General features: G+C 72.2%; 13 protein-coding genes. 3 read left to right on the top strand and 10 right to left on the bottom strand.

Annotated features, from left to right (window positions below; all coding sequences use genetic code 11):
• The first annotated feature begins 184 nt into the window (after positions 1 to 184).
• Positions 185 to 745, top strand: coding sequence for a hypothetical protein (locus ACWC2B_RS12205; RefSeq protein WP_450716382.1), 561 nt, complete (start codon positions 185 to 187; stop codon positions 743 to 745).
• A gap of 160 nt (positions 746 to 905) precedes the next feature.
• Positions 906 to 1,445 carry a bacterial proteasome activator family protein gene (locus tag ACWC2B_RS12200; protein ID WP_450716381.1) on the top strand — a complete coding sequence of 180 codons (540 nt, stop codon included), beginning with the start codon at positions 906 to 908 and terminating at the stop codon, positions 1,443 to 1,445.
• Between the two features lie 77 nt (positions 1,446 to 1,522).
• On the opposite strand, the gene ACWC2B_RS12195 is transcribed toward ACWC2B_RS12200, so the two are convergent.
• From ACWC2B_RS12195 to pdhA, 7 genes are all read right to left on the bottom strand, one after another.
• Positions 1,523 to 2,500 (bottom strand): NAD(P)H-quinone oxidoreductase, encoded by a 978-nt coding sequence (locus tag ACWC2B_RS12195; protein ID WP_450716380.1) that lies wholly within the window; start codon positions 2,498 to 2,500, stop codon positions 1,523 to 1,525.
• A 10-nt stretch (positions 2,501 to 2,510) separates the two neighbouring features.
• Positions 2,511 to 3,590 (bottom strand): potassium channel family protein, encoded by a 1,080-nt coding sequence (locus tag ACWC2B_RS12190; RefSeq protein ID WP_450716379.1) that lies wholly within the window; start codon positions 3,588 to 3,590, stop codon positions 2,511 to 2,513.
• 138 nt (positions 3,591 to 3,728) lie between these two features.
• The gene (locus ACWC2B_RS12185) at positions 3,729 to 5,084 is read right to left on the bottom strand and encodes a molybdopterin molybdotransferase MoeA (RefSeq protein ID WP_450716378.1); all 1,356 of its coding nucleotides are present in this window, start codon (positions 5,082 to 5,084) and stop codon (positions 3,729 to 3,731) included.
• A complete protein-coding gene (locus tag ACWC2B_RS12180) occupies positions 5,081 to 5,989 on the bottom strand; it encodes an NTP transferase domain-containing protein (RefSeq protein ID WP_450716377.1) in 909 nt (302 codons plus the stop codon). The genes ACWC2B_RS12185 and ACWC2B_RS12180 overlap by 4 nt, the downstream gene beginning before the upstream one ends.
• Positions 5,990 to 6,061: 72 nt before the next feature.
• Entirely contained in the window at positions 6,062 to 7,375 is a 1,314-nt protein-coding gene (locus ACWC2B_RS12175) for a dihydrolipoamide acetyltransferase family protein (protein ID WP_450716376.1), read from the bottom strand.
• Positions 7,375 to 8,382, bottom strand: a complete 1,008-nt coding sequence (locus tag ACWC2B_RS12170; RefSeq protein WP_450716375.1) for an alpha-ketoacid dehydrogenase subunit beta — start codon at positions 8,380 to 8,382, stop codon at positions 7,375 to 7,377. Before ACWC2B_RS12170 ends, ACWC2B_RS12175 begins: the two co-directional genes overlap by 1 nt.
• Positions 8,382 to 9,506, bottom strand: a complete 1,125-nt coding sequence (gene pdhA / locus ACWC2B_RS12165; protein WP_450716374.1) for a pyruvate dehydrogenase (acetyl-transferring) E1 component subunit alpha — start codon at positions 9,504 to 9,506, stop codon at positions 8,382 to 8,384. Before pdhA ends, ACWC2B_RS12170 begins: the two co-directional genes overlap by 1 nt.
• A gap of 180 nt (positions 9,507 to 9,686) precedes the next feature.
• Between pdhA and ACWC2B_RS12160 the strand changes: the two genes are divergently transcribed.
• Entirely contained in the window at positions 9,687 to 10,175 is a 489-nt protein-coding gene (locus ACWC2B_RS12160; RefSeq protein ID WP_399484392.1) for an Lrp/AsnC family transcriptional regulator, read from the top strand.
• A gap of 29 nt (positions 10,176 to 10,204) precedes the next feature.
• Here ACWC2B_RS12160 and ACWC2B_RS12155 read toward each other — a convergent pair whose 3' ends face one another.
• The 3 genes from ACWC2B_RS12155 to ACWC2B_RS12145 are packed head-to-tail and all read right to left on the bottom strand — an operon-like array spanning position 10,205 to position 13,198.
• A complete protein-coding gene (locus ACWC2B_RS12155) occupies positions 10,205 to 11,014 on the bottom strand; it encodes an alpha/beta hydrolase family protein (protein WP_450716373.1) in 810 nt (269 codons plus the stop codon).
• A gap of 49 nt (positions 11,015 to 11,063) precedes the next feature.
• Positions 11,064 to 11,657 carry a TetR/AcrR family transcriptional regulator gene (locus ACWC2B_RS12150; protein WP_450716372.1) on the bottom strand — a complete coding sequence of 198 codons (594 nt, stop codon included), beginning with the start codon at positions 11,655 to 11,657 and terminating at the stop codon, positions 11,064 to 11,066.
• Positions 11,654 to 13,198 (bottom strand): 3-hydroxyacyl-CoA dehydrogenase, encoded by a 1,545-nt coding sequence (locus ACWC2B_RS12145; protein ID WP_450716371.1) that lies wholly within the window; start codon positions 13,196 to 13,198, stop codon positions 11,654 to 11,656. Before ACWC2B_RS12145 ends, ACWC2B_RS12150 begins: the two co-directional genes overlap by 4 nt.
• Positions 13,199 to 13,324: the final 126 nt, after the last annotated feature.

The raw sequence follows: 13,324 nt of genomic DNA, 5'->3' as shown, positions 1-13,324 counted from the left end.
CGTTCGGACAAGGCCCGGCACCCCTGGTGCCGGGCCTTCGCGCATGCGCAGGGCAGGTCGGACGGCGCTGCCCGGCCCATTCGGCGCACGCCCGGCACTTCCCGGGATGCCGCACAACTCGCCCCGTGTGACGCTGATTCGGTCACCCCAGGCGATCCTGCACGTCCGTACGGGAAGGGGCCCCATGGCTCCAGGGATCCGGTCGCTCGCCGCGGCCGCCTCGCTGTCGGGGGCGCTGCTCCTGACGCCCCTGTCGTACGCGGTCGCCGTCGGCACCCCGTCACCGGGCCCGTCCCCGAGCACGGTTCCCTCCGGTAGGGCGCAGGCCTCGCCCCGTACCGAACCCTCGCGGTCCGCCTCCGAGGACCAGCGCCTGGCGGGCAGCCGGGCGGGCGAGGGCCGGACCCGGCCTGGCCGGGTGGAGCCGCAGCACAACCTCCTGCCGGACGCCCCCGAGGCGGTGGATCCCGACGAGGTGGCACCGGCCCAGGACGAAGCGGACCCGCAGCCCCCCGCGCAGGTTCCGCCCCCAGAGCTCCCCCAGCCCGCGAAGCCTCCGCAGCCCCCGCCGCCTGTGCCCACCCCCACGACCGAAGGGGTGCTTCCCGCGTCCCGGCACCATCAAGGGCCGCAGGCCGTATCCACCGGCGCCGAACTGCGCGTGCACGTCCTCTCGCTGGGGGCGGGCCTGACGCTGACCGGCTTGGGGCTCGGATTCCTGGCGCTGCGGCTCCGGCGACCGTGAAAGGGCCCCGAGGAGTTGCCCGTGTTTCACGTGAAACCTCGCTCGTCCGGTCACGTGAAACCTCGTTCATCCGGCGGGAATCGTCACCCGGCGAGCGGTGGATCACCCCTTCCCGGGGGCACAACGTGATGTGAGGCACGTGTGCGAGAGAATGGGCGGCATGGAGATGCCGAGGAACGATAAGTCGCCGGACAGCCCCCACATCCTGGTCGTAGGCCAGGACGGCATGGCCATCGGCGGTGGAGACGACGAGTCCCGCGAGGTCCCGGTGACGGAGATGGTTGAACAGCCGGCCAAGGTCATGCGTATCGGCAGCATGATCAAGCAGCTCCTTGAGGAAGTCCGCGCGGCTCCTCTCGACGAGGCGAGCCGCGTGCGCCTGAAGGACATCCACGCCTCGTCCGTGAAGGAACTGGAAGACGGCCTGGCGCCGGAGCTGGTCGAGGAACTGGAGCGGCTCTCCCTGCCGTTCACCGACGAGGCGATCCCCTCCGAAGCCGAACTCCGCATCGCACAGGCCCAGTTGGTCGGCTGGCTCGAAGGTCTCTTCCACGGGATCCAGACGGCTCTGTTCGCCCAGCAGATGGCGGCCCGCGCCCAGCTGGAGCAGATGCGCCGCGCGCTGCCGCCCGGTTCGTCGCACGACGACGATGACGAGGGCAGCCCGCACGCGGGCGCCCGCTCGGGCCCGTACCTGTAACCCGGACCGTCGTATCGGGCCGTGAGCAGTGAGAGGGGGCGCCTTCCCGGCGCCCCCTCCGCACGTTCACCCAGCCGTCAGGCCGTCAGCAGCACCTTGCCCACATGGGTGGAGGCTTCGAGCACCCGATGGCCCTCGGCCGCGTCCGACAGCGGCAGCCTGCGGTCCACCACGGGCCGCACCCGGCCCCCGGCGATCAGCGGCCACACATGCTCGCGCACGGCCGCCACGATCGCCGCCTTCTCCGACGCGGGCCGGCCCCGCAGCGAGGTCGCGGTGACCGCGGCCCGCTTGGTGAGCAGCGCGCCCAGGTTCAGCTCGCCCTTGGCGCCGCCCTGGAGGCCGATCACCGCGAGCCGCCCGTTGACGGCGAGCGCCCGCACGTTCCGCTCCAGGTACTTGGCGCCCATGATGTCGAGGATGACGTCGGCTCCGACGCCGTCCGTGGCCTTCAACACCTCGTCCACAAAGTCCTGTTCGCGGTAGTCGATGAGGATGTCCGCGCCCAGTTCGGCGCAGCGCGCCAGCTTGTCGGGACCGCCCGCCGTGACCGCCACCTTGGCGCCGATCGCCTTGCCGAGCTGGATCGCCATCGTGCCGATGCCGCTGGCCCCTCCGTGCACCAGGAGCGTCTCGCCGGGCCGCAGGTGGGACACCATGAACACGTTGGACCACACGGTGCAGACGACCTCGGGCAGAGCGGCCGCCTCGGCCAGGTCCACGCCGTCGGGCACGGGCAGCAGCTGCCCGATCGGCACGGCCACCTTCTCGGCGTAACCGCCGCCGCCGAGCAGCGCGCACACCTCGTCGCCGACGCTCCACCCGGACACCCCCGGCCCGAGCGCGGCGATCCGCCCGGAGCACTCCAGGCCGGGGTACGGGGAGGCCCCGGGCGGCGGGTTGTAGAAGCCCTGGCGCTGGAGCACATCGGCACGGTTGACGGCGGCGGCGGCCACCTCGACGAGGACCTCGCCCTCGCTCGGCACGGGATCGGGGACCTCGGCCCAGACCAGCGCCTCGGGACCGCCCGGCTCAGGAATCGTGATCGCATACATGCGGCCGACGCTACTCCGGCTGACCCCCGGCCGGCGCGCCACCGGCTCGGACGATCGTGATGAGCCGGTCGGTGAGCTGAAGCGGGTTCGCCTTCGCGTCGTCGTACGCAAGCAGCCGATGGCCGCGCAGCACGCTCACCACCAGGTCATCGGTCTCCCGCACCCCGCGACCGACCTCGCTCTTCTTCACGGGCCGCTCCACCATGTCGAGCCCACTGCCCTGGTGGATCAGGTCCTCCATCACGGTGCCCGCGCTCGGGCTGAGCACGGAGAGGCCGAGCAGCCGGCCGGCCGCGCTGGCGCTGGTGATGACGGCGTCCGCGCCGGACTGGCGCAGCAGCGGCGCGTTCTCCTCCTCCCGCACCGCGGCGACGATCTTCGCTCCCCGGTTGAGCTGGCGGGCCGTCAGCGTGACCAGGACCGCGGTGTCGTCGCGCTGGGTGGCGATGACGACTTGGCGGGCCTTTTGCAGTTCGGCCCGCAGCAGCACGTCGCTGCGAGTGGCGTCCCCGATGACGCCGACGAAACCCTCCGCGTTGGCGGCCTCGATCACCTTCGCGCTCGGATCGACGACCACGACCTGGTCCTTCTTCAGACCCGTCGCACACAGGGTCTGGATCGCCGAACGGCCCTTCGTCCCGAAGCCGACGACGACGGTGTGCTCTCGCAATTGAGCCTTCCAGCGGTTGAGCCGCCACTCTTCACGGGTCCGTTCGGTGAGGACTTCGAGAGTGGTTCCGACGAGAATGATCAGAAACAGCACGCGCAGCGGCGTGACCAGCAGGATGTTGGTGAGTCGGGCGCTGTCGCTGTAGGGGACGATGTCGCCGTAGCCCGTCGTGGAGAGCGTGACAGTGGCGTAGTAGACGGAGTCGAGAAAGTCGACCTTGCCGTTGGCGTTGTCGTGATAGCCCTCGCGGTCTATCCAGACGATGAGGGTCGTCAGTATCAACACGGCGAGCGCCATGAGGAGCCGCTTGGCGACCTGGCGCAGCGGCCGATCGACGACCCGGCGGGGCAGCTGAACCCGCCGGGTGATCAGATTCTCGCCCGCCTGGCGTGCCATCGCGTCATGGCCGGGCAGTTTCACGTGAAACACCCTTCATTCAGGCGGGAGTTGAAACTGCGGGCGTGCTGTTTCACGTGAAACGCCCTTCGAGCGAACGGGAGTTGATGTCGAGGGCGGCCTTGGAGAGGGCACCCGAAGCGCGGGCGCCCGTGACGTGTTTCACGTGAAACACCCTTCGCCCGAGCCGGCTTGAGCCCACGGCAGATCGAGGATCTCCACCTCCTGGCCCGCCCGCGCCCCGCCGGGCGGCACCACCGCGAGCCCGTCGGCGGCCGCGATCCCGCGCAGCATCGCCGGTCCGTTGTAGTGCAGCGGCACGACCCGTTCCGCACGGTGCACCACCGGCACGAGCCGGGTGTCGTGCGGATGCCCCTGCACGTCGTTGCGCAGCGGCACGGTGTACGTCACCGCCCTTGCCCGGTGCGCTAGTTCACGCAGCAGCGGCTCGGCCAGGGTGAGGAGCCCGGAGACCGCGGCGAGCGGGTTGCCGGGCAGCCCCACCAGGTGCTTTCCCACCCCGATCTGCGCCAGCAGCATGGGATGGCCGGGCCGCACGGCGACCCCGTCGATCAGGAGCTCGGCACCGGCCTTGTGCAGCACGGGGTGGACGTGGTCGACGGGTCCGCCGGCCGTGCCGCCCGTTGTGACCACGAGGTCGGCCGAGGAACCGGTGACGGCGGCGAGCAGCGCCCCGGCGTCGTCCTTCAGCCGCCGGGTGCCGATCACTTCGGCGCCGAGTGCGCGCAGCCAGAACCCGAGCATCGGGCCGAGCGCGTCTCGGATCAGCCCGTCGTGGGGGAGTCCCCGCGTGAGCAGTTCGTCGCCGAGCACCAGGATCTCGACGCGGGGCCTCGGTACGGTGCCCAGCTCGTCGTATCCGGCGGCCGCGGCCAGGCCGAGCACGGCCGGGGTGACCAGCGCGGTGGCAGGCAGCAGCACATCGCCCGAGCGGCACTCCTGGCCCCGAGGGCGGATGTCCTGGCCGTGCAGGACCACGTGGTCGGCCTGGAGCTGGGTGCGGGCCTCGTCGGTGCGGGCGTGTTCGCTGCGGATCACCGCGGTGGCACCGGCGGGGATGCGGGCCCCGGTGGCGATGCGTACCGCTTCGCCGTCGGCGAGGGCGCCGGGCGCGGCGTGTCCGGCGAGGATCCCGCCGTCCTGCACCGCCCAGGGGCCGGGCCCGGCGACGGCCCAGCCGTCCATGGCGGAGGTGTCGAAGGACGGCAGGTCGGTGAGCGCGGTGAGCGGTTCGGTGAGGATCTCACCGAGGGCCTGCTCCAGCGGCACCCGGTGCGAGCGGGCCGGCGCCGCGCGGCCCGCCCGGGCGGCCACGGCCCGGGCATCGGCCCAGGCGGAGGGCCGGCGGCGGGGCGCCTGTGGGGCGCCGGATGCCTCCGCGCGGCCTGGGCCCGTCGGCCGGGTCTCCCCTGCCGGGGTCGCCGGGGTCCTGGCCTCGCGCAGCAGGGCGAGAGCCTCGTCGGACCCGTCGTCCGCCTCTGGGCTCCGGGCGGTCATCCGGCGTCGTTCTTCGGGCCGTCGGCGGCCTCGGTCTCGGCCGCCCAGCGGTTGGCGAGCGCGGCCGCCTTACGGGCCGCCTCCGCCACGTCCCTGCCCTCGCCGCCCGCCTTGGCGGCCGCGTAGCCGACCAGGAAGGTGGTGAGCGGCGCGGCGGGCCGGGCGACGCCGTGGGCGGCGTCCCTGGCGAGGTCCAGCAGGACGCCGGTGTCGACGTCCAGCTCGATGCCCAGTTCGTCCTTGACTGCGGTGATCCATTCGTCCAGCACGCCCCCATCGTCCCTGATCCGGGCCCGGGCGGCGGCGAGGTCCTCCCAGGTGTCGCAGTCGAAGGAGGCGAGCGGGTCCGCGGTGATGCGCGCGAGGTCGAGTTCGCGGGTGAGCAGTCGCAGCGGCAGACCGGCGAGCGAGCCGTGCTCGGTGGCGAGCAGCGTCAGCTCGCGGCGCAGTGGTTCGGCGCGGTAGACGGCGACCAGGGGCTGGTCGCGGCCGTCGGCGTCGGTGCAGAGCGCGCCTTCGCCGCCGGTGCGCCGCAGCTCGGCGAGGAGGGCGGCGACGGTCGGCGCTGTCAGGAACGGCAGATCGGCCGAGAGCACGAGCACGTTCGGGGCCGAGGTGCGGCGCAGCCCGGCGTCCAGGGCGGCCAGCGGTCCGCCGCCGGCCGGTTCCTCCCGTGTCCACACCACAGGCCGCGCGGTGGGCCGCCGCCCGCCCACCACCACGGTGGTCGCGGCACCCTCGCAGGCGGTGAGGACCCGGTCGAGCAGGGACCGGCCGCCCACGCTGAGCCCGGGTTTGTCGGCGCCGCCGAGCCGCCTGGCGGCGCCTCCGGCGAGCACTACGGCGTCATACGGCGCGGATGCTGCGGCCTCATACGCGGGTGCTGCGGCGTCATACGCGGTCATCCCCCGAGTATGGGCCGCCGCCGGACGATCACCGCCACCCCCGCGAACGTCCGGAGCCCACGGGGCCGTTCGTCACAGGGTGCGCAGCAGCACTGCCGGGTGTTCCACACAGTCCGCGACGTAGCGCAGGAAGCCGCCCGCCGTGCCGCCGTCGCACACCCGGTGGTCGAAGGTGAGGGACAGCTGGACCACTTGGCGCACCGCGAGCTCGCCCTCGTGCACCCAGGGCTTGGGGATGATGCGGCCCACGCCCAGCATCGCCGCCTCGGGGTGGTTGATGATCGGCGTGGAGCCGTCGACGCCGAACACCCCGTAGTTGTTGAGGGTGAAGGTGCCGCCGGTCAGCTGGGCCGGGGTCAGCGTGCCCGTGCGAGCCGCCTCGGTGAGCCGGGCGAGCTCGGCACCCAGCGAGTCGACGTTGCGGGTGTGGGCGTCACGGACGACCGGAACGACCAGGCCTCGCTCGGTCTGGGCCGCGAAGCCCAGATGTACCTCGGGCAGCCGCACGATCTCGCGGGCCGCCATGTCCACGGTCGCGTTGAGCTCGGGGAAGCGGGTCAGGGCCGCCGTGCAGATCCGGGCGAGCAGTGCGAGAACGGACACCTTGGGGCCGCCCGCGGCGTTCATGGCGGCGCGGGCCGCCATCAGCTCCGTGGCGTCGGCGTCCACCCAGCAGGTGGCGTCGGGGATTTCGGTACGGCTGCGGCTGAGCTTGTCGGCGACCGCGCCCCGGATGCCCTTCAGCGCGATCCGCTCTCCGCAGGACGGGGTCGGCGTCGGAGTCGATGGAGTGACGGTGACGGGTGCGGCGGGTGCCGGAGCCGGGGCCGGGGCCTGCATCGCCGACTCCACATCGGCGCGCAGGATGAGGCCCTGGGGCCCGGAGCCCTTCAACTCCCGCAGATCGAGGCCGTGTTCACGGGCCAGTCTGCGGACCAGCGGCGAGATGACCGGCACGGGCCCTGCCAGCTCGACCGGGGCGAGAGGCGCGGCCGGGGCAGTGGCAGGCGGAGCGGCCGGCGTGGCGGGTCGCACACGGGAGCGGCGGCGGGTGGTGGCCGCGGCCGTCCCGTAGCCGACCAGGACGTTGCCCGAGTATTCAGAGGACTCGGCCCCCTCGGCGGCCCCCTGCTCCTGCGGGGCACCGACCGCGACGGTCAACAGGGGTGCGCCGACGGGCAGTTCGGTGCCCTCCTCGCCGAACCGGGCGGTGACCACCCCTCCGTACGGGCAGGGCACCTCGACCATCGCCTTGGCCGTCTCCACCTCGACCACCGGCTGGTCCACGGCCACCACATCGCCGACCGCGACGAGCCAGCGCACGATCTCCGCCTCGGTGAGCCCCTCGCCGAGGTCGGGCAGCTTGAACTCCAACACCTTCGGCATCAGTGCTCCGCCTCCCACTGCAGCCGCGCCACGGCGTCCAGCACCCGGTCCACGCCCGGCAGATGGTGCTTCTCCAGCATCGGCGGCGGATAGGGGATGTCGAAGCCGGCGACCCGCAGCACGGGCGCCTCCAGGTGGTGGAAGCAGCGCTCGGTGATGCGCGCGGCGATCTCGCCGCCGGGGCCGCCGAATCCCGCCGACTCGTGGACGACCACGGCCCGTCCAGTGCGGCGCACCGACGCGCACACCGTTTCGTCGTCGAACGGCACCAGGGAGCGCAGGTCGACGACTTCGAGGTCCCAGCCCTCCTCGCGAGCCGCCTCGGCCGCCTCCATGCACACCGGCACGGACGGCCCGTAGGTGACGAGCGTGGCGCTGCGCCCGGTGCGCCGTACGACGGCCTTGCCTATGGGTTCCACGGCCGTGGGGGCCTCGGGCGACCAGTCGGACTTCGACCAGTACAGCCGCTTGGGCTCCAGGAAGACGACCGGGTCGTCGGAGGCGATGGCGGCCCTGAGCAGACCGTACGCGTCCTCCACGGTGGCCGGGGTGACGACCTGGAGGCCGGGCGTCGCCATGTAGTAGGCCTCGCTGGAATCACTGTGGTGCTCGACGCCGCCGATGCCGCCGCCGTAGGGCACGCGCACCACGATGGGCATCGCCATGGCGCCGCGGGTGCGGTTGCGCATCTTGGCTACGTGGCTGATGAGCTGCTCGAACGCCGGGTAGGCGAAGGCGTCGAACTGCATCTCGACGACCGGCCGCAGCCCGTACATCGCCATGCCGACGGCTGTGCCGAGGATGCCGGCCTCGGCGAGCGGGGTGTCGGTGCAGCGGTCCTCGCCGAACTCCTTGGCGAGCCCGTCGGTGACCCGGAAGACGCCGCCCAGGGTGCCGACGTCCTCTCCGAGGACGTGGACAGTGGGGTCCTCGGCCATGGCGTCGCGCATCGCGCGCTGCAGGGCCTGTGCCATGGTGGCGGGCTTCTTGTCGGTGGCGGTGGCCATCAGCGGGCCTCGGCTTCCAGCTCGGCGCGCAACTGGGCCGCCTGCTCGCGCAGTTGGCCGTTCTGCTCGGCGTAGACCTGCGCGAAGAGGTCCATGGGGTTGAGGACCGGGTCGGCGTTCATCTGGTCGCGCAGCGCCGCGGCCATGGTCTCGGCGGCCTCGGCGGCGGCGCGTATGCCGTCCTCGTCGAGGATGCCGCGGGCGGTCAGCTCGCCCTCCAGGAGCCGGATCGGGTCGTGGTCGCGCCAGGCGTCGACCTCGGCGGAGCCCCGGTAGCGCGTCGCGTCGTCGGCGTTGGTGTGCGCCTCCATGCGATACGTGACGGCCTCGATCAGGGTGGGTCCGCCACCGCGCCGGGCCCGGGCGACGGCCTCGGACAGCACCTGGTGCACGGCGGGCGCGTCGTTGCCGTCGACCAGGCGGCCCGGCATGCCGTAGCCGACGGCCTTGTGGGCGAGGGAGGGCGCGGCGGTCTGCTTGGCGAGCGGCACAGAGATCGCGAAGCCGTTGTTCTGGACCAGGAAGACCACCGGGGCCTGCCATACGGCCGCGAAGTTCAACGCCTCGTGGAAGTCGCCCTCGCTGGTGCCGCCGTCGCCGACCAGGGCGAGCGCCACCACGTCGTCGCCCTTGAGGCGGGCCGCGTGGGCCAGGCCCACCGCGTGCGGGAGCTGGGTGGCGAGGGGGGTGCACAGCGGCGCGATGCGGTGCTCGCGCGGGTCGTAGCCGGTGTGCCAGTCGCCCCGGAGCAGCGTCAGCGCCTGTACGGGGTCCAGGCCTCGGGCGACGGCGGCGAGGGTGTCGCGATAGCTCGGGAACAGCCAGTCGCGCTCCTCCAGGGCGAGGGCGGCTGCGACCTCGCAGGCCTCCTGGCCGGTCGAGGAGGGGTACACGGCGAGGCGGCCCTGCTTGGTGAGGGCGGTGGCCTGCGCGTTGAAGCGGCGGCCACGCACCAGCTCGGCGTACAGCTTCAGCATCAGCTCGCGGTCGAGCTCGGCGCCGGTCCCCAGGACCCGGTGGGGCTCGGGGTCCGGGAGGAGCGGCGCGGGGTCGGTGCGCGGCCGCCAGGCGGGCGGAGGGGTCGGCCGGTATGCGGCGGCACCGGGGAGCTCTTGGACCGTCATGCCAATGCACCTCCTTGTGGGGAGCGGACATCCAGGGCAGGGCGCGAGTGTGACGCCCCTCACCTACCGATTGTTCGGTCGTGGACGCATTTTGGCTACAGGCACCTTCAGCCTGTGGACAAACGGTTCTCCACAGCCTGGGATGGGAACAGGTCGTCCACAACAGGAAGGCGGGGGGACATGGCAGCTGAACAAATGGCCACCGGCGAGATCCGGCCGGTGCCGCCGCGCCCGCTGGACGAGATCGACCATGACATCCTGCGGATCCTGCAGACGGACGGCAGGGCCTCGATACGGTCCGTGGCCGAGCGGGTGCACGTCTCGCGGGCCAACGCCTACGCGCGGATCAACCGGCTCGTCGAGGACAACGTGATCCAGGGCTTCACCGCGCGCGTGGACCACGAGAGGGCGGGCCAGGGCGCGGCCGCGTACATCACGCTCAAGATCGTGCAGAACTCGTGGCGCACGGTCCGCGCACAGCTCAAGGAACTGCCCGGGGCCGCCCATATCGCCCTGGTGAGCGGCGACTTCGACGTTCTGCTCCTGGTGCACACGCCCGACAACAGGGCGCTGCGCGAGCTCGTCCTGACCCGCATCCAGTCCATCCCGGAGGTGCTCTCGACGCGCACCCTGCTGGTGTTCGAGGAGACGGATCTGGACCCCGCTTAGGGGGCTGGCCCGCGCGCGGTACTCGGCGCTCAGGTGCAGTACTTCTTCAGGAAGGCGAGGACCGTGTTCCAGTTGTCCGGGGCGGCGAGGAGTGCCACTCCGTGCGAGGCCGATCCCTTGACCGGGACGAGCCGGTTCTCCGGGGCCTTGGTGCTCGCCCCGCTCAGCTCCCGGGCGGCCGTGGCGAACGTGCCGTCCTGGTCGCCGGCCATGTAGAGCACCGGGACGGTGAGGGTCTTGGCGGCGGCGAGCGCGTCCATCGGGCCGTACGTCTCGGGGGCGGACAGCGCGACCACCGCGTCCGGCTTCAGCGGCATGTGGGCGGCCGCCTCCAGGGTCGCCGTGCCTCCCTTGGACGCGCCCATGAGGAGCAGCTTCCAGGCGCCCTCGGTGCGCAGCACGGCGGCCGCTCCCTCGATCTCGTCGGCCGCGTCACCGGTCGTGTTGTTGACCGCGAGTACGCGGAAGCCCGCCTTGCCGAGTTCGACGGCCTTGTCCTTCCACTGGCAGACGTTTCCGTCCACCTGGTGGGCGAGAACGATCCCGGTATTGCCACTACCGGTCAGAAAGCCGCCAGTGAGCGATCCCGTCGCGCTCTTGAAGACGATGGAGCCCGCCTTGGCCTGGTCGGGCGTGAGGCAGCCGAAGTCGTCGCCCTTGACCGGCGGCGCGGGTGCGGTGGGCTGGGCCTCGGCCTTCTTGACCGCGGCTCTCGCGTCCGGCGACTTCGCCGCATCGTTTCTGCCGCCCTCACCACTGCACCCGGACAGCGCCAGGCCCATGAGCAGCACTGTGGCGCAGACGGACACAAAGGGCGCAGGAGTTCGCAGGGCAGCCATGACCGTGGATGGTGATCCGCTTCGGTGCCTCAGTCAACGGGCCCGGAGCTCAATGGCCGGTCCGCAACCCCTCGAAGGCCATCCTGACCACGGTGTCCGCCACCTGGTCGCCGTCCGCCTCGCCCTCGCGCTGTGGCCGGTACCACTCCACCAGCGAGTTGACCATGCCGAAGAGCAGCCGGGTCGCCAGCCGAATGTCCAGGTCGGCGCGGAGGTCGCCGTCCGCGGCGGCCGCCTTCAGCAGATCGGAGACCCGCTGGTCGAACTCCCTGCGGCGCTCCATCGCCCAGCGTTCCGTCTTGGTGTTGCCGCGGACGCGCAACAGCAGGGTGACGTAGGGAAGTTCGGCCATCAGGACTTCGACCGTACGTCGAGTGACGTACTCGACCCGCTCGATGGAACGGCCGCGCAGCGCGCCCGGCTCGTCCAGGACGCCGAAGAGGCCGTCGATGGCGCGGCTCACCGCCCGGCGCAGCAGCTCCTCCTTGCCTGCGACATGGTGGTAGATCGACGACTTGGAGATCCCGGCCGCCTTGGACAGGTGCTCCATCGAAGTGCCGTCGTAGCCACGCTCGTTGAAGACCCGCACGGCGACCGTGAGCAGCGTCTCGGGTGTGTAGGTGTCGCGCTTGGCGGTCGTCATGAGCCCGTCTCCTGGTCGCCCGTGTACGCCTGCCGGTAGAGCGCGAGCGAGGGGGCGTAGCGGCCGGTGGGGCAGCGCTCGTGCAGCGCCGAGAGGAGGTCGTACGCCCAGTCCTGGCCGAGGCGCCGGTTCCATTCGACGGGCCCCAGCGGGTAGTTGACGCCGAGGCGCATGGCGGTGTCGATGTCCTCGGGCGAGGCGACGCCCTTGGCGACGGCGTCGGCGGCGAAGTCGACGAGCATCGCGACGGTACGGGCGACGATCATGCCCGGGACGTCGCCGATGACGCTGACCTCCTTGCCCAGCTTCTGGAACAGGCCGACGGCCTCGGTGACGGCGCGCTCGGAGGTGTCCTCGCTCGCGGAGAGCGCGATCCGGGTGGCGCCCCGGTAGTCGGGGGCGAGGTCGAAGTAGACGACGTCGGCGAACTCGACGGACGTCTTGCCGTCGGCAGGGACGAGCTGTCCATCCCCCGGAAGCTCGATGTAGGGACCGCCCTCGTTGACGGTCGTCACGTCGATGCCGGCCTCCGTCATCATCGCGACCAGTTCGCGGGCCGGCCCCAGGTCACCGACCACGGTGACGGCCGCCGGAGCCTTCGCGGGCGGCGCGGTGTGCGGCTCGGGACGCACGACCTCTTGTGAGGACGTGCCGGATGCCTCATAGGAGTACCAGCCGCGCCCGCTCTTGCGGCCGTGCAGTCCGGACTCGACCAGGCGGCGCTGGGCCAGGGACGGCGTGAACTTGGGGCTCTGGAAGAAGGACTCCCAGACCGAGCGCGTCACCGCCTCGTTGACGTCCTGCCCGATGAGGTCGGTCAGCTCGAACGGGCCCATCCGGAACCCTCCGCACTCGCGCAGCACCGCGTCGATGGTGGCCGCGTCCGCGCCGCGCTCCTCGTACACCGCGAAGGCCTCGGCGTAGAAGGGCCGGGCGATGCGGTTGACGATGAAGCCGGGGGTGTCGGCGCAGCGCACCGGCGTCTTGCCCCAGGCCTTCACCGTCTCGTACGCCCTGGTCGCGGCGGCGTCCTCGGTGGCGAAGCCGCTGACGACCTCGACCAGCGGGAGCAGCGGCGCCGGGTTGAAGAAGTGCAGGCCCACGAAGCGGCCGGGGTGCCTGAGCGCCCCCGCGATCGCGGTCACCGACAGCGAGGAGGTGTTGGTGGCGAGCAGGCAGTCCTCTCCGACCACGCCCTCCAGGGCGCCGAACAGCTCCTGTTTGACGGGGAGTTGTTCCACGACGGCCTCGATGACGAGCGCCGCGTCGGCGAGCTCGGCGAGTTCCCCGGCCGGGTGCAGACGGGCCAGCGCCCCGTCGCGCCCTGCGGCGTCCAGGCGGCCCTTCTCGACCAGCCGGCCCAGGCGTGCCGCCAGGGCGTCGGCGGCCTCGCGCGCGCGGCCGGGCACGGCGTCGTAGAGCCGTACGGGGTGTCCGGCGACGAGGGCCACCTGGGCGATGCCCTGGCCCATGGTTCCGGTGCCGACGACGGCGACGGTACGGCTCGGCGCGATCGCTGAGGCGCTGGCGGTTTCGGTCATGAACGCGATCCTCCCCTACGGCTTGCCCACAGGCCCGGCGGGCCCCCTCCCAGGGGTATCCGGCAGGGGCTCTGGCGGGCATGGCCGGTAGTTGTCCACAGGTTTCCCCGGACCCTCTTGTCCCGA

The organism is Streptomyces sp. NPDC001415 (genome assembly GCF_053597395.1).
This window is presented reverse-complemented; position numbering and strand designations above follow the sequence as displayed.

Bases quoted from the DNA above. Each gene is read 5' to 3' on its own strand.
- pdhA (WP_450716374.1), bottom strand. From the start codon at position 9,506: ATGACGGTCCAAGAGCTCCCCGGTGCCGCCGCATACCGGCCGACCCCT.
- ACWC2B_RS12150 (WP_450716372.1), bottom strand. From the start codon at position 11,657: ATGACGACCGCCAAGCGCGACACCTACACACCCGAGACGCTGCTCACG.
- ACWC2B_RS12180 (WP_450716377.1), bottom strand. From the start codon at position 5,989: ATGACCGCGTATGACGCCGCAGCACCCGCGTATGAGGCCGCAGCATCC.
- ACWC2B_RS12185 (WP_450716378.1), bottom strand. From the start codon at position 5,084: ATGACCGCCCGGAGCCCAGAGGCGGACGACGGGTCCGACGAGGCTCTC.
- ACWC2B_RS12160 (WP_399484392.1), top strand. From the start codon at position 9,687: ATGGCAGCTGAACAAATGGCCACCGGCGAGATCCGGCCGGTGCCGCCG.
- ACWC2B_RS12205 (WP_450716382.1), top strand. From the start codon at position 185: ATGGCTCCAGGGATCCGGTCGCTCGCCGCGGCCGCCTCGCTGTCGGGG.
- ACWC2B_RS12195 (WP_450716380.1), bottom strand. From the start codon at position 2,500: ATGTATGCGATCACGATTCCTGAGCCGGGCGGTCCCGAGGCGCTGGTC.
- ACWC2B_RS12170 (WP_450716375.1), bottom strand. From the start codon at position 8,382: ATGGCCACCGCCACCGACAAGAAGCCCGCCACCATGGCACAGGCCCTG.
- ACWC2B_RS12175 (WP_450716376.1), bottom strand. From the start codon at position 7,375: ATGCCGAAGGTGTTGGAGTTCAAGCTGCCCGACCTCGGCGAGGGGCTC.
- ACWC2B_RS12155 (WP_450716373.1), bottom strand. From the start codon at position 11,014: ATGGCTGCCCTGCGAACTCCTGCGCCCTTTGTGTCCGTCTGCGCCACA.
- ACWC2B_RS12200 (WP_450716381.1), top strand. From the start codon at position 906: ATGGAGATGCCGAGGAACGATAAGTCGCCGGACAGCCCCCACATCCTG.
- ACWC2B_RS12145 (WP_450716371.1), bottom strand. From the start codon at position 13,198: ATGACCGAAACCGCCAGCGCCTCAGCGATCGCGCCGAGCCGTACCGTC.